This is a genomic window from Pedobacter ginsenosidimutans (genome assembly GCF_001442625.1).
Classification (GTDB): domain Bacteria; phylum Bacteroidota; class Bacteroidia; order Sphingobacteriales; family Sphingobacteriaceae; genus Pedobacter; species Pedobacter ginsenosidimutans.
In genome coordinates, this window is the sequence record NZ_LMZQ01000003.1 from 302,311 (window position 1) to 323,156 (window position 20,846).

Here is a 20,846-nt window from a genome sequence, read left to right on the forward strand (position 1 = left end):
CAATTTTAAAAATATTATGATTAGCATAGATAGATTTCTGAGTGACGAACAAGACCCAAAAGCGGTTGAAAAAGTTATTGGAAAATTAAACGACCTTTTAACAGCAGGCGAAGAACTTTTATATTTAGCTGTACAGAAAAAACCAGCGGTAAACTTGTTACCAGATAGTATAGCAATTTCGAATAAGCGTATTTTTTATTGCGAGCCAGGTAATTTAGGTTTAACCATGAACTTCAAAGATATTTCGTGGAAAAGCATTAAAGAGGTTTCATTTAAAGAAGAGTTTTTTGGTTCTAAATTTATCTGTGTACCACAACATGGCGAAAATATCGTAACCGAATTTATTCCGAAAGTACAGGCGCGTAAATTACATCAGGCTGCGAACCAGCAATTGGATGAGTATAAGGAAATGCTCCGTCAGCAAAAACTGGAAGAAAACCGTGCAACGGCTTCCCCAATCAATTTAAATGCTCAACCTCTTGCCGAAATTCCTGCTTACGAACCAACTCCTGAGCCAGTACAACCCGTTATTCAAATAGCTGAAGTTGTAGAAGAGCCAGAAGACGAAACCACATTAAAATTACGCAAGCTTAAAACTTTGTACGATAAACACCTCATTACTCAGGAAGAATACGAAGCTAAAAAAGCAAATATTTTAGATAGTTTGTAAGTAAAAGGCCGTCACCCTGAATTTATTTCAGGGTCTTAATTGATGTAAAAGATGGAAAGAGGCGGATGCGTTTATATATTAAGCAATTTTAAACATACAGTTCTTTATATTGGCGTAACATCAGAATTGTATTTCAGGATTAAAGAACATAAAGATAAGTATTATCCTAATTCATTTTCTGCAAGATATAATTGCAATCTTTTGGTGTTTTTTGAACAATTTGACAGTATTGAAGAAGCCATAATAAGAGAAAAGCAATTAAAGAATTAGAAAAGGTCATGGAAAATAACCTTAATAAATGAATTAAATCCTAACTGGGATGATTTATTCTTAACACTTGAATAACTGCTCCGCTCCTTTAAGCCCTTATAATAAAACAGCATTTAAGATGCTGAAATAAATTCAGCATGACGATTTTACCACTTAGTAATGAAATCTAAACAAACCTACCTCCTCGCCCTCTTAAGTGCATTTTTACTTTGGCTAGCCTGGCCACCAATGCCTTTTACTACACCATTATTACTGATTGGTTTGGTTCCTTTATTCATTGCACTCGATTCCATTTCATACAGTGCTAAAAAAAAGCAAGGAAAAAGAATTTTCTTGACTGCCGGCTTAACATTTTTGGTTTGGAATACAGCATCAATTTATTGGGTGTACAATGCTATAAGTGCGTATAATGGTACAGCAGTAGCCCTTCCAGTTTCTTTAATTCCTTATGGATTAGGTGCGCTTTTAATGACTTTTGCTTTTTGGTTATACTATCGATTGGGCAAATACGTAAATAAAAAGATTGCGTACCTGGGCTTAATTGCCTTTTATATCGCTTTAGAATATTTGCAGCAAACCTGGGATTTAGCCTTCCCCTGGATGACCTTAGGTAATGGTTTAGCAGGGATGCATCAGCTGGCGCAATGGTATGATTATACTGGCGTTTACGGAGGTTCATTATGGATTTTAGTGAGTAATATCCTAGCTTTTGAAGCCTACAAGAAATTTAAATCACAAACAGGTTATTTAAGATTTAGAACCGCCGGAATCTGGGCTTTAATAGTGATTATTCCCATCGGCATTTCATTAACCAAATACTTTACTTCCGAACAGAAAGGGACACCAAGCAATGTGGTGGTGGTTCAACCGAATATCGATCCTTATCAAAAACTGGAAAGTATACCGGTTTCTGAACAGCTCAAAATTTTAACACACCTTTCCGATTCGGTTGGGCAAAGCAATACAGAATATTTTATCTGGCCAGAAACAGCAATACCGAGCCGTGCCGACGAAGATCGGATCAGATCTAATCCTGATTTTTATGCCCTCCAAAGTTTCTTAAGCAAATACAAAAACGGAACACTGATTACTGGAATTGAAAGCATAAAAATCTACCAGACCAAAAAAACACTTTCAGCAAAGTACGATCCGCAAAGCAACCAGTATTGGGATAATTTTAACACGGCCATGCAAGTAGAAAACTCTGCAAATGTTCAGTTTTACCATAAATCTAAATTAGTACCAGGTGTAGAAAAAATGCCTTTCCCTAAAGTGTTTTCATTTTTAGACGGTGTTTTTGCTGAACTTGGTGGAGCTGTTGGTGGATGGGGCTGGCAGGAGAAACCAGGTGTACTTTATGCGCAGAGTGGAATTGGTGCGGCACCCGTAATTTGTTATGAAAGCCTATGGGGCGAATGGGTTGCTCAATCGGTTAAAGATGGGGCACAATTTATTGCTATTATCACCAATGATGGCTGGTGGGGAAATACCTCAGGTAAAGACCAGCACATGATGTACGCCAAACTTAGGGCAATTGAAACCCACCGCGATGTGGCCCGTTCTGCAAATACAGGCATTTCTTGTTTCATCAATCAACGTGGCGACGTAACGCAGAGCACCAAATGGTGGACGAGAACTGCAATAAAGGCCAACATTAACCTAAACGACGAGATTACCTTTTATGTAAAAAGCGGAGACATTATTGCGAAAATGTTGAGTGTTTTAGCAATTATCTTAGCCTTGATTATCCCTTATAGAAAATGGGTAAAAAAATAAAAACCCGTCTGTAAACTTCTAATTATAAAAACATGCAACAGTTTAAAAACCTCAGGTGGTCTGTTTTATTATTACTGCTCACATTAAATTTTGGCTGCGATCAGATTTCTAAAAAAATTGTGCGTACCGAGATTAGCGATTACGAACATATCAGCATTATAAAAGACCGCTTTACCTTAACCAAAGTAGAAAACAGTGGTGCATTTTTAAGTCTAGGCGATAATATGCCCTATATTTTTAGACTCATTATTCTAACAGGCTTGCCATTACTATTTTTGGGCTACGGATTATATTTCCTCTTTGCCAAACGCAATTTACCAATGAGTATGCAAATTGCTTTGTGTTTTCTGATAGGTGGCGGAATTGGCAACCTATACGATCGGATTGTACACGGATCGGTTACCGATTTTATGCATATGGATTTTTACCTCTTCCAAACAGGTGTTTTCAATTTTGCTGACATTTCGATCATGATTGGTGTAGGTATATTACTTTTCCAGTCGATTAGAAGTAATAGGCTAAAACAACAAATAGATTAGGACAAAAACAAGATCAATGATAGCTAATTAAAAATACAAAAAAATATGCTTTATAAATACATATTTGTATTTTTTGTATTATATTTATTCATGTAATGCTCAATTACAGCTTATTACGATCTAAACCAAAAACCTAAACTATGAAAAACCTATTAACAAAAACTGTGCTGATTGCATTGCTCTCAGTAGTAGTGATCTCGTGCTCGAAGAAAAATGAGATCACGACTGAACCGGAAAACGAAACCGTTCAAAACCAAAAAGTTCTTGCTTACATCAAAAATCTTGGATTTACAGATGCACAGATTGTAGAAAATGGCGATAATTACGTTGCAGATGGTGATATCGTATTCAGTAAAAACATGGAAGTTCCTGCCGATAATGGAAAGCCGATAACCGAACAGTATTACAACGGAAATATTGTAACCAATAGCACTAATATCCGCGTTAAAGTTGACCCTTCTATAAATGGGATGATCAGCGAAATCAATTCTGCGATCAACCAATGGAATACAGTACCTAATTCTAAAATCAAATTTGTGATTACAACAGGTACTATTTATGATATCCTAATTAAAGTAGATAATACAATTGGAAGTTCTACATGCGGACAGGCTTATTTATCAACTTCTAACGGTAAAGCTGGCAATACGGTTTGGATTAACCAGAATCTGATCCAAAACAATTCTTTCGCGCAGCGACAAAGAACCATAACACATGAATTTGGGCATACCATTTCATTTAAACACACTAACCAATCTACAACCATTAATGTTCCAGGGGTTGGAGGAACCGACGCATTATCATTAATGAACGGTGGACAATGTGGAAGTGGCGCGACTGTTTTATCAGCAAAGGATAAACAGGCTACCGCAGTATTATACCCTTTATAATTAAAAATCAGATAAATAACCTAAAAAGATCGTAATGCAATGGAAGCTGTTTCTCTGAAGCAGCTTCTTTTTTTTTAAACAATATTTTGAAATGATTTTAATACGAGGATTTCTTAACAAAGAATTGCCTCCTTTAAACAAACATATTTTTATCTTTAGGTGTTAAACAATCTAAAAATAAAATCCAATCATGAAAAGAAATGCAACAGCCGTATGGCAAGGTTCTATTAAAGAAGGTAATGGTAACATCACTACACAAAGTACCACTTTAAATAATACTCAATATTCTTTTAATTCTCGCTTCGCAGAAGGCGTTGGCACAAATCCTGAAGAATTAATTGCTGCTGCGCATGCAGGCTGTTTTACAATGAAATTATCAGCTAACTTAACTGAAGCAGGATTTATAGCTGATAAATTGGAAACCAAATGCGAAATTAACCTGGATCCATCTAAAGGTGAAATTGTAGAATCGCACTTAACGCTAACCGCTTCTGTTCCTGATTTAACACAAGAAAAATTTGATGAATTGGTAGCAGATGCAGAAAAAAACTGCCCAATCTCTAAATTATTAAACACAACGATTACCGTTGATGCGACTTTAGCGTAAAATGTGATGGCGGATCGGTAACAGATCTTCATTTCGAGCGGAGTGCAACGTAGTCGAGAAATCTGTCCCGATAGATCCCTCCATTCCGCTGCGCTTCAGTCGAGATGACGACCAGTCTACAATTCACAGGTTAAACAATTAACCAGTTAACCAACAAGTAAAAAGTTTTCAATTGGCAATTCACAATTTAACAATCTCAACAATTGAACAATCAAAATAACTTTTAAACCTTTCAACAATCTAAGCCATATATTTCCCTACAATCGGCATTCTTCTGCCCATACCAAATGCTTTTGGCGATACCCTTAAAATAGGTGGTGTTTGATAACGCTTAAATTCGGCAACATTAACCATTTTCAGAATCCGCAGCACCAGTGCCTCATCAAAACCTTGAGCAATAATGGCTTTCGAGCCCTGTTTCTTTTCGATGTGCTGATATAATATTTTATCAAGAATTTCATATTCAGGCAATGAATCAGAATCTTTTTGATCGGGTCTTAACTCTGCAGATGGTGGTTTAACAATAGTATTGATCGGAATAATTTCCCTTTCTTTATTAATGTATCTCGCAAGCTCAAAAACCTGCATTTTATACACATCGCCAATTACCCCAATAGCACCGCACATATCACCGTATAAAGTACCATAACCAACAGCACACTCACTTTTGTTTGATGTATTCAATAAAATATAGCCAAACTTATTACTCATGGCCATATTAATAATTCCACGAATACGGGCCTGGATATTTTCTTCTGCAAGGTTAAAAGGCAGGCCCTTAAAAGCTGGTGCCAGTATATGATCGAAAGCTCCTGCAACCTCTTTAATTGGCACAATTTCGTGCATACAACCAATATTGTTAACCAAATCTAAAGCATCTTGAACGGAATGGTCAGAAGAGAATTTAGAAGGCATTAAAACGGCCATAACATTTTCAGGACCTAACGCGCGACAAGCCAAGGCGCAAACCACAGCGGAGTCGATCCCACCTGATAAGCCCAAAACGGCTTTACTGAAACCAGACTTCCTGAAATAATCCTTTATCCCTAGAATCAATGCATCGTGAATCTGCTCAACATCGGTTAATCTTTCCGATTGGGGATATTTATTACGCACATTTTCAACCTCTTCCAGATCAAAAACCTGAAGATCCTCTTCAAAATATTTCATTTCTGCTTTCATGGTTCCATCAGCATCGAAAACCAAAGAACCGCCATCAAAAATAATCTCAGTCTGCGCACCAACCTGGTTTACATAAAATACAGGCAGGTTATACTTTTTTGCATTATCCGCCAATACTTTAATGCGTTCATCATCATGGGTGTAAGAGAAAGGAGATGCTGCAATATTAATCATTACATCAGGCTGCTCTTTAATCAGCTCATCCATTGGATTAGAAACATATAATGGATTATCATTGATATTCCACAGATCCTCGCAAATGGTGAGGGCAATTTTTTTACCCTTAAAATCGATACAGTTAAATTGTGTGGCAGGCTCGAAATAACGATACTCATCAAACACATCGTAGGTAGGCAGCAGTGATTTTTTAACCACCGCCTTAACTTTCCCTTCTTCGATAAAATAGGCTGCATTAAACAGATCTTTTCCCTGTAGTACTTCGTTTTTAATAGGTAGGCCTACAATACAGGCAATATCTGTACAATGCTTGGCAATCTCCTGAGCTGCAGTTTCGCACAATACAATAAACTCATCAAACTCCAAAAAATCTCTTGGGGGATAGCCACAAATAGCCAGCTCGGCAAAAACAACCAAATCTGCACCTTTATCTTTCGCCAATTGAATATTTTCGGTTATTTTTTTAGTGTTGGCCTCAAAGTTTCCGATATGGTAATTGAGTTGTGCTAGCGCTATTTTCATGTTTAATGTATCAAGGAGTGAGTATCAAGTAATGAGTATCAAGTATCAAGGGAAATATCTCGATTAAAAGAATACACCGAAATTAAGGGCCAAATAATGATTTCTAACATCTCTGGCTTTATCTGTTACAATATTAGTGAAACCGTTATTAAAAGTTAAACCTGCTACGATACTGGTATTGCCCGAAATATCAAATTCGCCACCACCACCGATGATTAATCCCGCACGATAAAGTTTAATGTTATCGGATACATTTAAATTATCGCCAACAACCGTTCCACCTGTTACAGCATCTTGTTTAGCACTGATGTTGATTGAATTAGACAATCCAAACTGACCATACCAACGTTTTCCGTCAGCCTTAACTGTTTTTAGTTTAATGGTTAAAGGCAAGTCTACATATTGTAATTTATATTTTAAATCGTAAGCTTTCGGTGCAGTGCTACTACTGGCGCTATAATAAGGCAGAACATTCGCCTCTGTACTTTTACCATTTATCGAAGTGATGGTTAGCGCTGTAGAAAAACTATAATTCGGGGCAAAATTAAAATCACCGATTAGGCCATAAGAAAAGCCCAAAGCTATTCCGTCTGTTTTTCCCTGCTCAGGCTTAATCCAACCAAAAGTCGGAGTAGCGGTTAAACCTAACCTAAAACCGTAATTGGTTAAAGGAGAATTTTGCGCCCATGCGCCAATACTCAAAAGAGACAAAATTAAAATGGTCGATATTCTTTTCATGCTATAGGTGTTTATATATATTTGTTGTACATGATGTATAACGTAAAACACTGGCAAATTTATCTAATTTTTCTTTTTGCCATCACATTTATTTCCTGCAGGCAAAGCAACAGGCCAGATGTAAGCAATATACAGGTAAACATTAAAATCGAAAGATTTGATAACGAGCTATTTGCCGGAAAAAACAAAAACATTATTGACGTAGATAAACAGCTTGGTTCGAAATATGGTGTGTTTTATGACGATTTTATCCACCGGATTTTAGACAGCAAATATTCCAACACCGAATCGTTGACCAACCTGTACCGCGACCAGGCTTATACCGATTTAAGCAAAGAAGTTGATAGTGTTTTTCCAAACTTAAAAGTGCAGGAAGAAGGATTAAGCGAGACTTTTAAATACATTAAATACTATTACCCGAAAGCGAAGATTCCAAAATTTATCTCTTTTGCTTCAGGTTTTGCTTACCAAATGCCAGTAGGCGATAACTATTTGGGTATTGGTTTGGATATGTTTTTGGGCAAAGACAGCAAATTTTATAAGGCCATTGTGCAAAGTGTGCCCTTATACCTATCGAGAAGGTTTACACCTGAATATATAGTGCCCCGTGTAGCCGAAACATACGCCCACGAAGAACTTTTTGCAGAGCCTGACGACAATAGAACCCTGTTGTCTAAAATGATCTTCCAGGGAAAGGTTTTATATTTCTTAGATCAGGTTTTGCCTGAAAACTTAAGCGATTCTACCAAAATTGGATATACCAAACAACAAATAGACTGGGCACAAAATTTCGAAGGCGATATTTGGGCATATTTTTTGGAGAACAATTACCTGTATGAAACCGACTATCAAAAAATCCAGGTGTTTTTATCCGAAGGGCCTTTTACACCGGGTTTAGGTGAAAATAGAGATTCGGCACCAAAATTGGGTGTATGGATGGGTTGGCAAATTGTAAGAAAATATATGAAAGAACACCCTGATGTTACTTTACAAAAATTAATGGCAGATAACGATGCACAGAGAATTTTAAATCAATCGAAGTATAAACCGAAACAACAGAGATAGTTTATCAGTTTGCGGTTTTTAGTTATCAGTTAAGTTCGCAGGCAAAACAATTTAACAATACAACAATTAAGCAATAAAATCGATCAGTTGAAATTTTAAAGTAATCATCCCAAACTAAATCTATGAAAGTTGGCATTGTATTATCAGGCGGAGGTATTAGGGGAATAGCACATTTAGGCGTTTTAAAAGCCTTTAGCAATTTGGGCATTACCTTTAGCCACATTAGCGGAACAAGTGCAGGAGCAATAGCCGGAGCCTTTTTTGCCGCTGGCATAGATCCGGAAGAAGGCTTAAATATTTTTCTTAAAACGAAACTGTGGCGCTTCGTACGCCCTGCAGTGGGTTCTCTGGGTTTAATCAATATCGAAAACACTTCTCTGATTTTAAAGGAATATTTTCCGGAAGATTCAATTGAGAAGCTAAAAATACCTTTAACCATTGCTGCTGTAAATTTTAGCGAAGGCCGATTGGTTTATTTTACAAAAGGACCGCTTATTAGGGCTATTCATGCCTCTAGCTGCATACCTGGTATTTTTAAACCCATTATGATTGATGGCCAGATGTATGTGGATGGTGGCATTTTAAACAATTTCCCGGTCGAACCTTTAATGGATGACTGCGATTTCATTATAGGCTCGTCTTGTAATCACCTTAAACCAGTTGATAAAATTACTGGTATTACCAACTTAATGGGGCGTGCTGGTATAATGTCTATTAACCATGATATGGAAAGAAAAGCAAAATTCTGTAATGTATTAATCGAGCCAAAAGGTTTAGGGGCTATTAGTACATTCGACATGAAACGTGCAGAAGATATTTATTGGCTGGCACACGAAGAAGCCTTGATTACGATTAAAAACAGCCCAACAATTTCTGAATTAATTACAAAATAACAACTGGGCTTGACTTGCCCATTTCTCACCGAACGTAATATTTAAACTACAATAAAATAGTTTATGTTAAACAAATAAATGAGTGTAAAAAATACACTTATGCAATAAAAATATTACAATTCTCTTGGTGTTGATATAATATTATTTTACTTTAGGATTATACTTTGCAAATGCAGAGGTAATTAAACCTAAATGTCTATCTATGTTTTTCAACCTGATTATTCTTTTTCAAAGAAGAAGAATTCCTGTTTTTACGATCTTCTAACTTGATTCCCAAGTCAAATACAGATCATTAATTTTTACCTAAAAAAACCTAAACATGAAATTCTTAAAATTAAATAAAACCCTATTAACGGCCCTGGCGCTAACCACAGTATTATTCGCATGTAAAAAAGAAAGACCAACTGAAACGGCAGATTTAGAAAAACCAGAAATATCAGCTGTTAATCCGCTTGGTAATATCCAGATCTGTACAGAAAGATCTTTAGATGGAACTACCCCAAGAGGTGCCGTTCTAAAGTCAACAAAATGGACTCCGGGAACTACAATTAAAGTAAGTTTAAACGGAAGTACCGCAGCCATCAGAGCTAAAGTAATCCAATATGCGAAAGCATGGGAACAATATGCCAACATCAAATTCAACTTTGTAACAAACGATAATACAGCCAAAATCAGGGTAAGTTTTGTAAGTGGAGATGGATCTTGGTCGTACATAGGAAAATCAACGCCTAGCACCGGTGCGACTATGAACTATGGCTGGTTAACTGCAACTACAGCAGATTCTGAATATAGCCGCGTGGTAATCCACGAATTCGGTCATGCATTAGGATTAATCCATGAGCACCAACATCCATTAGTGGCTATTCCTTGGGATAAACCTGCTGTTTATGCCTATTATGCTGCTGCACCAAATTACTGGAGCCAGGCAGATGTAGACAATAACTTATTTGCAAAATACAGTACTACCCAAACCAATTATAGCGCTTATGATAAATATTCGATCATGCACTATTCGGTTCCAAACGAATTAACCATTGGTGATTTCGAGGTGGGATGGAATACGGTATTATCACCTACTGACAAATCATTTATCGCTTCAGTATATCCATTTTAGAAAATAAATTATTACACATAGTGGTTTTAAATAACCACTATGTGTATTTTGCTGTTAATAAAATAAAAACAGATATGCTGATCGCTTTGCGGATTTCCTTTATCAAACCATTTTTAGCCTGCTTAACACTCTTTTTATTCTACCAAACTGTATCTGCACAAGATAATCTCCATAAATGGGAGGTAAAGCCTTATGCAGGTATTCAACAATCAAGATTTGATTGGTCTATTGCAGGTAATGCAGCCGGAACCAGCCCGAATGTATTATCAGAACTCATCTGGAAAAACCTTAAAGGGCCTAGTTTTGGCTTAGATATTAAATATAATATTACCGAGCGACTTAGTATTAAAGCCGCTAACCAATACAGCAGCATAACCCGGGGCGAGGCAGAGGATACCGATTATGCAGAAGATAACCGGCAAAGTGCCTTTTATTTCGATCTCCTCAACGCAAATAAAGGTTATTTATACGATGCCAATTTACAGCTCAGTTACCAACTGCTAAAATTTGGCGATTTTAACATCAATCCAATTGTTGGACTTTCGTATAATCAACAAAAATTCCATCTGTTAGAAAGTGCAAATAACCCTGATAGCAAAGGCTTAAACTCTACGTACGTAGCAAGATATAAAGGATTCGATTTTGGCGCAGAGCTTGTTCTTAAAATGCAGAAATTCAGTCTAGGCGCTACAGTTTTAGGCGGTTTTTATACTTATTCGGCAAAAGCCAACTGGAATTTAATTCCTGATTTTGCAAAACCCGTAAGCTTTACACATAAGGCAAATTCCTTTTCGTTAAGTGGCGATATCAATCTCGCAGTACCATTGAACAAAAGTTTACGGGTAGAAGTTGACTATAAGATCAATAATATCAACACTTACTCTGGTGTAGATAAAGCCTATTTTAATAGTCGATCAACAGAGGAAACTCAATTTAATGGCGCAAGTTTCAGAAAAAATGCTCTATTGCTGGGTTTAAATTTTAGCTTTTAATTTTTTAAGGCTACGGTACATCGTCCTCGTTTGTAACGAGGATGGAGGAAAATGACGATTTATCGTCAATAAGAGATTATTGCAACACATTAGAAATGTCGTTCTCACTAATCTTCGTTATAAACGAGGACTATATTATAGGTTTTTTAAAGCCACCAAGCGCTCCCCTTCTAATACCGGAATTGTTTTGCAAAGATTTAACTGCAAACAGAAAACAACATCTTCTTCTATATTCAACTGAGCCAAACGATGGCTATGTGATGATTTGTGAAGATATTTTCTTAGATCTGCCTTAGCTAAGGCATACAAATCTTCTGCCGCCACGCTAGAATCATCAAAATGTTCGAAATTTTGACGGAGATTATTTACTACGGCACCTGCAAAAAGGGTGTCTTCTAAATTAAACTGATCTTTCCAACCCGCGCAGAGCAAAAGCACATTTTTATCCTGGTTTTTCAAATAGCTGCAAAGTGAATCTAGGTTCAGAAAAGATCCAATTACAACCTGATAGGCTCTTTTCTGTGCCAAATGTAAGGCCTTGGTTCCATTGGTAGTAGTTAAAACGACCGTTTTTCCGTTTACTTTTTCATGGGTATAAGAGAATGGCGAGTTACCGAAATCATAGCCTGCAACTACCTCTCCATTTCGTTCTGCCGCCAATAAAAATCCGCTATCACGATAGTTTAAACAATCTTCTACCTGAGCTACGGGAATAATCGCTTCAGCACCATTGTCTATACCGTAAGTAATAGATGATGTGGCTCTTAAAATATCGATCACGACTACAATACTCTGTTCTATATCGTACAAGTCGATCAGGGCCGGAGTTAAACAAACTTCTATTTTTTTTGACATATGTTGAGTATCGAGTACTAGAGTATCAAGTATCAAGACAAATCCATCTCGATACTTGATACTTAATACTTTATCTATTTATAAAAAGGAAACTTAACCACTTTAGCTTTAATTGGCGTATTGCGGATTAAAATAAAAACTTCAGTTCCTTCTTTAGTGAAATCTTTTGCAATGTAGCCCATACCTATTGCTTTTTGCAAAGAAGGTGCCTGTGTACCAGAAGTTACTTTACCGATAATATTTCCTTCGGCATCAGCAATTTCATAATCATGGCGAGGAATACCACGATCGATCATTTCGAAACCAACCAATTTTTTTTGAATACCGGCTTCTTTTTGCGCCAATAATGCCTCTGAATTGGTAAAAGATTTAGAAAATTTAGTAATCCAACCTAAACCGGCCTCAATTGGCGAAGTCGTATCATCAATATCATTTCCGTATAAACAAAAACCCATTTCTAAACGCAAAGTATCGCGGGCACCTAAGCCAATTGGCTGAATGTTGTACGGCGCACCTGCTTTAAAAATAGCATCCCAAATTTGATCGGCATATTGGTTTTCGAAATAAATTTCGAAACCACCAGCGCCGGTATAACCTGTTGCAGAAATAACTACATTATCAACACCAGCGAAGGTACCTTTAACGAAAGTATAATATTCCATTGATGCCAAATCAACATCAGTTAATGTTTGTAAAGCATCTGCTGCTTTTGGCCCTTGAATGGCTAAAAGAGAGGTTTGATCCGAAATATTGTGCATTTCCACACCTTTCGAATTGAATTGTTGAATCCAGTTCCAATCTTTTTCGATGTTAGAAGCGTTTACTACCAACATATATGTTTTATCATCTATTTTGTAAACCAAAAGATCATCTACAATACCACCGTCTTGGTTTGGCAAACAAGAGTACTGAACTTTTCCATCGTATAATTTAGATGCATCGTTACTGGTTACACGTTGAATAAGATCCAATGCGTTTTCACCTTTCAGAATAAATTCGCCCATATGGCTTACATCAAAAACACCCACGCCGTTACGAACAGTTGCATGTTCTGCATTAATACCTTCGTAAGTAACAGGCATATTGTAACCTGCAAATGGAACCATTTTAGCGCCTAAAGCGATGTGTTTTTCTGTTAATGCGGTGTTTTTCATCCGTAAATTTTATTTTTTATGATAATGAAGCCAGTATAGCTGATATTCTATGAATTATGACGGCTTTATTCGTTATTCTTCTTGGGGTGCAAAAGTACTAAGAAAAAGACAAAATTTTGAGGTTAATTTAAGGAGTTTTTAGATGATTTTTCTATTCATCCTTCATGCTAAACTTGTTTCAGCATCTATTAAAAGATCTGTCCTCAAATAACACAGCATCAACTAACTTTCATTAAAACTTAACACTAATATCAAATAAATAGTTATAATTTACACACCAATCACTTGGATATAAATAAAAGCGTATGAAAAAAAGTAATAGTTATTTCACCTGGAAAAACTTTGCAGACAACTTCCAAAACGAAGTAACAGGAGCAAGGGATGTACACACAAATATGTTAAAAAGTGGAGTTAAGGAAAATAGTTATACTAAAATGGATTTTACCTTTATTTCTGACAAAAAGGAAAACCTTATCAATCTAGGTGATTTCATAAAATCGCATTACCCATACACCCTATCAGAAATAAACAGTTATGAAGGCTTATCGGAAATTAGCGGAGAAACTAATGAAATCCCAATTACCTCAGAAAACCTTCTTTACTGGGTAATCGATATGTATAAAAGAGGTTACGAATTCGACGCTAAACTTGATGCTTATGGTGGCTTGTACGACCCTAACGAGCAAAGTTTTCCTGATCTATCAAGCGAAAAAGAAAGCTTTTATTTCGACAAAGCGCTGGTATGTTATGAAAATGGTGATTTAAGCGGTTCGATTATCAATTGGTCGTTAACTTTAAATATAAACCCGAGGAAAGTTGATTCTCTTTACTCAAGAGCAATTGTAAAAAATGAATTATATAGATGGAAAGCTGCACTAGGAGATTACAATAGTGCAATCACAATAGCTCCAGATTTTACAGCCGCACTGCTTAATAGAGGAGGATTAAAGGATGAAAATGGAGATTATCAAGGTGCTATTGCTGATTATGAAAAAATCCTCTCTTTTGATCATACAGATTCAGAAGATAAACAAAGCGCTTATTATAATCTCGGTAACACAATGCTTAACTTAAAAAATAAAGAGCTTGCTTGCCATAACTGGAATAAAGCACTAGAATTTAGCGCAGATTATGCTAAAGATAGAATAAACAAACATTGTGTTTAAGCCGAAGACTCTTAGCGATGAAAAGCAAAATCATATTTTTTATTTCCTTTGCTGGAATCTCTATTATTTTTAGATTTTTCTGTGGTGTTTATGTTCACGATGAGTTTGGGGATAAAGAGTTGTTCATCAAACATCGCCCTATATGGAAATTTTATTCTCCGATCGGTATGTCTGATATCAAATTTGAAGATTTATCCGCTGAAGAGAAAATTGAACAAAAATATTTTAATGAATTTGTAAGAGAAAGGGGTCTGAGCCGATAAGTTCATGACTATTATACACTCACCAATTCTTCGTAAATCTTCAGCATTTTGCTAGAGATTAAATGCACGCCATGGTCGTTTTCGACTGTTTTGCGAGCGTTCTCTCCTATTTCCACCCAACGTTTAGGGTTAATGATACACTGTAAAATCGACCGGTAAAATTCATCTGCAGAATCGGCAATTAAAATATCATGGCCATGCCTGCAATTAATTCCCTCTGCAGCCGTAGTGGTAGCAATGATGCATTTTTTCATAGCCATACCTTCAATAATCTTTACCCGCATTCCCGTGCCAGAGATTAAAGGAACAATCATAATTGCCTTAGAGTTCATAAATTCTACGGCATCAAAAACCTCACCCTCTACAATCAGATTTTCTGAATCGTATTCGAAGAAATGTTTCTGCATGTTTTTTCCTGCGATATAAAAACGAAGATCTTTATTCAGTTTTTCAATATCGGGCCAGATATCATCCAAAAACCATTCTAGTCCTTCCTGATTCGGTCGCCAGTCCATTGCACCTAAATGAAACAGTGTAGGAAAACTGGTTTTACTTTTATCTACTTTATATTTTTCCAAATCGATGGCAACCGGAAAAACCGACATCGGAATTTCGCAGCCGAACATTAATATACTTTGCCGATCGGGTTCGCTAATGGCAAAAATATGGTGGAAACGGTTAATCTGATCGGTTTCATATGCCTTGAGCCGCTGGGCTAAAAAAGCTAAATACTTGCGGCGGATGAGAAATTTTTCTGAATGAGAAAGACGTTCCCAAAGGGTAAATTCGATATTGTGTGCCCGATAGATGAGCTTGGCATTACTGTTTGCCTTAACTACATCCAGATAAGGAACAACAAAGAGACCTTCGAATTGGATGATATCAAACACGTTTTCGCGTAGCAGGTTTTCTAACTGCCGCGCAGCATCTTCGCTATAGTATCGGGAAACGTTGTACGATTCGTTAGTGAAAATATTAAAAAAAGCCGACCATACATTTACATCGGTATCTAAATCGTAGGTATGGTATTTAATCTGTTCAAAAATAGGATCGTAGATATCTTCGATATCGATTCTTCCTTTTGTGGGGTTGAGGCTAAACAAAGTAATATCTGCGCCAAGTTGCAGCAAGCCTTTTATGGTGTTATAAACCACAATGGGATAACCACTATTTGGCGGAAAGGGAACCCGCTTAGTAATCAACAGAATTTTCACAATGTTGTGAAAATACGAAATTTTAGGCGTTTTTTGAAAACAGTTCTAACTGAGGGTCGCTCACATTAAAAGTTTTTCGGTGAAAAGGTGATAACCCGATTTCGACTACAGCCTTACGGTGCGCAATGGTTGGGTATCCTTTATTCTGCTGCCAATTATAATGCGGAAAATCGACATGCAGATTGGTCATATATTCATCACGATGGGTTTTGGCCAATATAGAAGCCGCAGCGATATTTAAATACTTACCATCGCCCTTAACAATACAGCTGTGTGGAATTTGCGGATAGGTTTTGAAACGGTTTCCATCAATTACCAAGTATTGTGGTTGGGTATGTAATTTTTCGATTGCCCTGTGCATAGCCAAAAACGAAGCATTTAAAATGTTGATCCGGTCTATCTCTTCATGATCGCATGAAGCCACTGCCCAGGCCAAAGCTTGTTTCTCAATAATTGGTCTTAGTAAAGCCCTTTGATCATGAGATAGCTGTTTGGAATCATTTAAACCTTCTAACACAAAACCTTTTGGCAAAATAACCGCTGCTGCAAAAACAGGCCCGGCGAGGCAACCTCTTCCAGCTTCATCACACCCAGCCTCTAATAATTCTTCCTGATAGCAGTTTAACAACATGTTGCAAATTTACTGAAATAGAGATAGTAAGAAAATTATTTTGTTCAACATCTTATAAACATTAATTTTAAGGATAAACAATTTTAATGCATAGAACTAGATTAACCCTTATTTTTTGTTTGTTATGCCTTATGGGTTTCGCTCAGAAGAAAAAGCAGGCCATAGTACTACCGCCACCGCTTTTTCCAGCTACGGGTCTGGATTATGCTGTTTTAGAAAAGCGCATGGCTTGCATTTATCGGAACAAATATTCACCTGCAGACAGATTAAAATTTTTCCCCTTTAACCAAAATAGAACTGTTATGCTGATCTCTTTTGAACCACCAGATTTAAGGGCTGAGATCATTTATACTGATACCACTAAAGCTCCGATCAACACCCCGGTTGAGGAAGAAGTTTACCATACACTACTGGAAAAAAAACAAAAATTAGATTTAACAAGGATAAAAGAAAAGAAGATTTTATCGGCTTTGGAGGTGGATAAACTTACCGATGTACTCTATAACTTTGGCTACACCTCTACCAAAAGCTACAAGGGGTTACTGATAGCTGAATCAGAAGGATATATGTGCTATGAGCCTAGAAATGCAATTGTATTCTTAGATGAAAATGGCTTAGTAGCCGAATATATGGAGATCTGTTTTGAGTGCTATAATAGGAAGGAGAGTTCGGAGAAAATGAAGACCGGGCAATTTTGCAATGAAAAATACGACTTGATCAGAAAATATTTTTACACAGCTGGAATTAAATATGGGACAAACAAAGATGTACACTAGCTTTAGATCATGAAATACAACGAAACCCTTGCCCTTCGCGTTGCCGAACGTTTAATGCATATACAAGATGTAGAGGAAAAAGAAATGTTCAGTGGACTTATTTTTATGGTGAACGGCAAAATGTGTATTGGTGTTTCTAAGAACAGCATGATGGTGAGGCTCGCCCCCAATACTTTAGAAAATTTATCAGATAAAGATGGATGGCATCAGATGGTTATGGGCAGTAGACCAATGAAGGGCTACATTTCGGTATCAGAAGATGTTTTAGGCCGAAATGATGAGCTCGATTTCTGGGTTAACCTTGCTCTGGCCTTCAATCCTTTTGCGAAAGCATCCAAAAGGAAATAGTCAAATAACCAGCCATTATCCCACTAGCCTTTAAAAACTAGCAAGAGCCATATTTTTTGATTAATTTTGTAGTTCTAATCAAATTTTATGAAAAAAGGAGCTGCTATAGCGGTATTTCTGCTATCAATTTCATTTACTGTTCTGGCTCAAGTAAAAAGAACTGCAACATCAACAGAAACCAACACGCAACAATTACGAGCTCAGGCTCCCGAGGGGCATTACTGCGATTATTGTAAGCTAAATTATCCTGAATCACATTTCCCTTGCATCATGAAATCGATTAAAGGCAAATTAGATGTAGCCACTGGCGAAGTAAGTTTTGTGACTGGGCAACCTATTGGTGGCATTGTGGTAAAAGGAGGTAAAAACCCAGGAAGTGATGCAATTACCCTCATAACCAACTCAAATGGTGAGATAGAATTTAACAATGCAAGTGCCGGAAACTATAAGTTTATCATTTCTGTGCCTTCAACCAATCCAAAATCGAGGGTAGCGGGCTCACCGATTGGCGGCATAATAGTTAAAGGCGGCAAAAATCCCGGGGGCAATTTGATTACTTTAATTACGAACGAAAATGGAGAAATTGAACTCAACAACCTTCCTGTAGGCACCTATAAATTCACAGCAATGGGTGCTTCTTCAACAGAGAAAAGTAATCCGCTATACAAATCGAGTTATTCGGAAAAGGTAAATCCACTATATAAAAACTAAAATCGTTAAATTTACGCCACGTTCCATTTTTTGGCACTATTATGGAATCTTTCAAGTCTGTGCATCTTTAAATTGTTACACATTTAAAACACACATTATGAAACGTTTAAATTTAATATTGAGCCTTGCCTTTCTTTTGATTGGGGTTCAATTATTTGCCCAAACCAATAAAGAAACTACAGTAAAAATTGTAGCGGATAAGAACTATACTTTTGTTGCCAACACCGCCCTGCCAATGTCCAACAATGATATTAACAAAGTGTTCAGCATGATGCCTGGCGCACTAGGTGGTTCTTCTATAAACCTAACAGGTTCGCAATACGATGTGAGGGTTACCAAAGATAGCGTAGTGGCCTACCTGCCTTATTATGGAAGATCTTTTTCTGCCCCTATGGATCCGAGCCAGGGTGGGATTAAATTCACTTCAAAAGATTTTACTTACACAGAATCGAAGAATAAAAAAGGAACGTACACCATCCAGATTAATACAAAGGATGTAAAAAGAGAGAACTATCGGTTTACCATTAATATCTCAACCAATGGCTATGCCTCATTAACGGCAAGCAGTATGAATAAACAACCCATTATTTTTAACGGTTATTTAGACGAGCCGAAGAAACAAGATTAAAAGTTTGTCATCGTGAGCCTGTCGAAGGACCTATCTAAATTAATATTAAGGCATTTCGACAAGCTCAATGTGACATATCGATAAATTAAACTACTTTTTAACCAACTCGATCTGAAAAATATGTGGCCACTTTTTACCGGCGACAAAAAGTCTTTTAGTTGCTTTATCATAAGCAATGCCATTTAACACATTATTGGCCTTTTCATCTTCGGTTTTAAAATAATCAGCTGGCAATAGTCCGGATAAATCGATCTTACTTTCAACGGCACCCGTTTCTGAATTGATGATCAGGATTTCATTCGTGGTATATACATTTGCATAAATTTTACCGTCGATAATTTCAAGTTCATTCAGGTTTTGGATGGATCCTTTATTATCAAAAACATCAATCGAACCAATTTTTTGATAGGTATCTTTATCCAGAAAAAAGATCGTATTTGAACCATCGGTATTCAATACTTTCTCGCCATCAAAAGCCAGGCCCCAGCCTTCTCTGCCGGTAGTGTAGGAAAATTCAGATAATTTTTTAAAGGTAGCTTTATCATATACAAAGCCAACTTTTTCGCGGTAAGTTAACTGAATAATTTTGTTTCCGATTACGGTTATGCCTTCTCCAAAATACTGTTTATCTAAATCTGCTTTCTGAAGGATTTTCCCCGTAGAAGGTTCTACTTTACGTAAACTGGAATGACCATAATCGCCAGCACTTTCGTAAAAAAAGCCATCATGATATTCTAAGCCCTCTACATAAGAAGAGGTATCGTGAGGCAAGGTTTTAATCACCTTATAGGTATATTCCGTTGGCGCCTGAGCTGCTAAAACATTAATATTGGAGGTTAAATCTTCAGATTTTCCAGCGCCAAATATTTTGGCTGTTACCAGATGGTTACCCAATTTCAAACCTTCAGTTTTAAGCTTGATGGCCGAAGTATCGGCTTTTGAAACAACTTTAATGGTATCAATTAAATAAACTACAGAATCTACTTTTTGCTCAGCGCCAAACTGCACTTTAACCTCAAATTCATTTCCTGACGGCACATTAAGACCTGTCATTGGAGAAAGAAAACTACGGTAAGTTGTGGTAGAACTATCTTTACAAGAACTTACGAGTGCAAGCGCGATTCCGATAAATATGAAACTTTTGATGGGGTTAATCTTCAGGCCAAAACGCATCTTCAATATGGTTTAAATTATAATTTTTATTTTTTGTAAATGTAATTGCAATAATATCAAAACGGATATCATTTTGATGGTTCATTAATTCAATATAAGCATTAGCGGCCAGTTCCATCTGTATTTGCTTGGCTTTGTGTACAAATTCTTCCGGCTCGCCAAAAGCAACCGAGCTCCGGGATTTAACTTCGACAAAAATCATGATCCCGTTTTTATAAACGATTAGATCTACCTCGGCTTTACCATGCGTCCAGTTTTCATCTAAAATCTCATAACCCTGGTCTTCCAGATATTGCCTTGCAATATTTTCGCCTGCTTTACCTAAATCGTTGTGAAGTGCCATATCTAATTATTGAATTTTTCACTAGTCGATTGTCATTCTGGAAAAGCCGTCATTTCGAGCGGAGTGCAACGCAGTCGAGAAATCTGTTTAGATAGATCTTTCCATTTTGTTACGCTTCAGTCGAGATGACGACATCTCTACAGCACTCC

24 protein-coding genes are annotated in these 20,846 nt (G+C 36.8%); 16 read left to right on the forward strand and 8 right to left on the reverse strand.

What is annotated here, in order from left to right:
* Positions 1–16: 16 nt before the first annotated feature.
* The 6 genes from ASU31_RS05300 (at position 17) to ASU31_RS05325 (ending at position 4,752) form a co-directional block, all read left to right on the forward strand.
* Positions 17–670: a PH domain-containing protein gene (locus ASU31_RS05300; RefSeq protein WP_057931336.1), complete on the forward strand. Its 654-nt coding sequence runs from the start codon at positions 17–19 to the stop codon at positions 668–670.
* 51 nt (positions 671–721) lie between these two features.
* Positions 722–940: a GIY-YIG nuclease family protein gene (locus tag ASU31_RS05305; protein ID WP_245224484.1), complete on the forward strand. Its 219-nt coding sequence runs from the start codon at positions 722–724 to the stop codon at positions 938–940.
* 159 nt (positions 941–1,099) lie between these two features.
* Positions 1,100–2,716 carry an apolipoprotein N-acyltransferase gene (gene lnt / locus ASU31_RS05310; protein ID WP_057931337.1) on the forward strand — a complete coding sequence of 539 codons (1,617 nt, stop codon included), beginning with the start codon at positions 1,100–1,102 and terminating at the stop codon, positions 2,714–2,716.
* A gap of 32 nt (positions 2,717–2,748) precedes the next feature.
* Entirely contained in the window at positions 2,749–3,255 is a 507-nt protein-coding gene (gene lspA, locus ASU31_RS05315; protein WP_057931338.1) for a signal peptidase II, read from the forward strand.
* A gap of 140 nt (positions 3,256–3,395) precedes the next feature.
* Complete coding sequence (locus tag ASU31_RS05320) at positions 3,396–4,145, forward strand: M57 family metalloprotease (RefSeq protein ID WP_057931339.1); 750 nt, start codon at positions 3,396–3,398, stop codon at positions 4,143–4,145.
* A 190-nt stretch (positions 4,146–4,335) separates the two neighbouring features.
* On the forward strand, positions 4,336–4,752 hold the full coding sequence (locus tag ASU31_RS05325; RefSeq protein WP_057931340.1) for an OsmC family protein: 417 nt from the start codon (positions 4,336–4,338) through the stop codon (positions 4,750–4,752).
* A 240-nt stretch (positions 4,753–4,992) separates the two neighbouring features.
* Here ASU31_RS05325 and ASU31_RS05330 read toward each other — a convergent pair whose 3' ends face one another.
* Entirely contained in the window at positions 4,993–6,633 is a 1,641-nt protein-coding gene (locus tag ASU31_RS05330; protein WP_057931341.1) for an NAD+ synthase, read from the reverse strand.
* 63 nt (positions 6,634–6,696) lie between these two features.
* Positions 6,697–7,371 (reverse strand): porin family protein, encoded by a 675-nt coding sequence (locus tag ASU31_RS05335; RefSeq protein ID WP_057931342.1) that lies wholly within the window; start codon positions 7,369–7,371, stop codon positions 6,697–6,699.
* Positions 7,372–7,401: 30 nt separating this feature from the next.
* Here ASU31_RS05335 and gldB point away from each other — a divergent pair, with 30 nt between their 5' ends.
* From gldB to ASU31_RS05355, 4 genes are all read left to right on the forward strand, one after another.
* Positions 7,402–8,436 carry a gliding motility lipoprotein GldB gene (gldB, locus tag ASU31_RS05340; RefSeq protein WP_057931343.1) on the forward strand — a complete coding sequence of 345 codons (1,035 nt, stop codon included), beginning with the start codon at positions 7,402–7,404 and terminating at the stop codon, positions 8,434–8,436.
* Positions 8,437–8,558: 122 nt separating this feature from the next.
* Complete coding sequence (locus tag ASU31_RS05345) at positions 8,559–9,329, forward strand: patatin-like phospholipase family protein (RefSeq protein ID WP_057931344.1); 771 nt, start codon at positions 8,559–8,561, stop codon at positions 9,327–9,329.
* 319 nt (positions 9,330–9,648) lie between these two features.
* The gene (locus ASU31_RS05350) at positions 9,649–10,443 is read left to right on the forward strand and encodes a M12 family metallopeptidase (protein WP_057931345.1); all 795 of its coding nucleotides are present in this window, start codon (positions 9,649–9,651) and stop codon (positions 10,441–10,443) included.
* Between the two features lie 20 nt (positions 10,444–10,463).
* On the forward strand, positions 10,464–11,435 hold the full coding sequence (locus ASU31_RS05355) for an omptin family outer membrane protease (protein ID WP_057931346.1): 972 nt from the start codon (positions 10,464–10,466) through the stop codon (positions 11,433–11,435).
* 135 nt (positions 11,436–11,570) lie between these two features.
* On the opposite strand, the gene ASU31_RS05360 is transcribed toward ASU31_RS05355, so the two are convergent.
* Both ASU31_RS05360 and gcvT read right to left on the reverse strand, forming a co-directional pair.
* Positions 11,571–12,290, reverse strand: a complete 720-nt coding sequence (locus ASU31_RS05360; protein ID WP_057931347.1) for a 2-phosphosulfolactate phosphatase — start codon at positions 12,288–12,290, stop codon at positions 11,571–11,573.
* A 74-nt stretch (positions 12,291–12,364) separates the two neighbouring features.
* Positions 12,365–13,444 carry a glycine cleavage system aminomethyltransferase GcvT gene (gcvT, locus tag ASU31_RS05365; protein WP_057931348.1) on the reverse strand — a complete coding sequence of 360 codons (1,080 nt, stop codon included), beginning with the start codon at positions 13,442–13,444 and terminating at the stop codon, positions 12,365–12,367.
* A 305-nt stretch (positions 13,445–13,749) separates the two neighbouring features.
* Between gcvT and ASU31_RS05370 the strand changes: the two genes are divergently transcribed.
* Together ASU31_RS05370 and ASU31_RS05375 are read left to right on the forward strand one after the other, a co-directional pair.
* Positions 13,750–14,610: a tetratricopeptide repeat protein gene (locus ASU31_RS05370; RefSeq protein ID WP_057931349.1), complete on the forward strand. Its 861-nt coding sequence runs from the start codon at positions 13,750–13,752 to the stop codon at positions 14,608–14,610.
* Between the two features lie 17 nt (positions 14,611–14,627).
* Positions 14,628–14,873: a hypothetical protein gene (locus ASU31_RS05375; RefSeq protein WP_057931350.1), complete on the forward strand. Its 246-nt coding sequence runs from the start codon at positions 14,628–14,630 to the stop codon at positions 14,871–14,873.
* A gap of 11 nt (positions 14,874–14,884) precedes the next feature.
* Here ASU31_RS05375 and ASU31_RS05380 read toward each other — a convergent pair whose 3' ends face one another.
* Both ASU31_RS05380 and ASU31_RS05385 read right to left on the reverse strand, forming a co-directional pair.
* Positions 14,885–16,087: a glycosyltransferase family 4 protein gene (locus ASU31_RS05380; RefSeq protein ID WP_057931351.1), complete on the reverse strand. Its 1,203-nt coding sequence runs from the start codon at positions 16,085–16,087 to the stop codon at positions 14,885–14,887.
* A gap of 22 nt (positions 16,088–16,109) precedes the next feature.
* A complete protein-coding gene (locus ASU31_RS05385) occupies positions 16,110–16,718 on the reverse strand; it encodes a ribonuclease HII (RefSeq protein ID WP_057931352.1) in 609 nt (202 codons plus the stop codon).
* A gap of 86 nt (positions 16,719–16,804) precedes the next feature.
* Between ASU31_RS05385 and ASU31_RS05390 the strand changes: the two genes are divergently transcribed.
* The 4 genes from ASU31_RS05390 (at position 16,805) to ASU31_RS05405 (ending at position 19,181) form a co-directional block, all read left to right on the forward strand.
* Complete coding sequence (locus ASU31_RS05390; protein ID WP_157257929.1) at positions 16,805–17,494, forward strand: hypothetical protein; 690 nt, start codon at positions 16,805–16,807, stop codon at positions 17,492–17,494.
* 9 nt (positions 17,495–17,503) lie between these two features.
* Entirely contained in the window at positions 17,504–17,842 is a 339-nt protein-coding gene (locus ASU31_RS05395; RefSeq protein ID WP_057931354.1) for a TfoX/Sxy family protein, read from the forward strand.
* 87 nt (positions 17,843–17,929) lie between these two features.
* Positions 17,930–18,553, forward strand: coding sequence for a prealbumin-like fold domain-containing protein (locus ASU31_RS05400; protein ID WP_057931355.1), 624 nt, complete (start codon positions 17,930–17,932; stop codon positions 18,551–18,553).
* A gap of 97 nt (positions 18,554–18,650) precedes the next feature.
* The gene (locus tag ASU31_RS05405; protein WP_057931356.1) at positions 18,651–19,181 is read left to right on the forward strand and encodes a DUF4251 domain-containing protein; all 531 of its coding nucleotides are present in this window, start codon (positions 18,651–18,653) and stop codon (positions 19,179–19,181) included.
* 90 nt (positions 19,182–19,271) lie between these two features.
* Here ASU31_RS05405 and ASU31_RS05410 read toward each other — a convergent pair whose 3' ends face one another.
* On the reverse strand, positions 19,272–20,354 hold the full coding sequence (locus ASU31_RS05410; RefSeq protein WP_057931357.1) for a glutaminyl-peptide cyclotransferase: 1,083 nt from the start codon (positions 20,352–20,354) through the stop codon (positions 19,272–19,274).
* Positions 20,332–20,697, reverse strand: a complete 366-nt coding sequence (locus ASU31_RS05415) for a YraN family protein (RefSeq protein ID WP_057931358.1) — start codon at positions 20,695–20,697, stop codon at positions 20,332–20,334. The genes ASU31_RS05410 and ASU31_RS05415 overlap by 23 nt, the downstream gene beginning before the upstream one ends.
* Between the last annotated feature and the right edge of the window lie 149 nt (positions 20,698–20,846).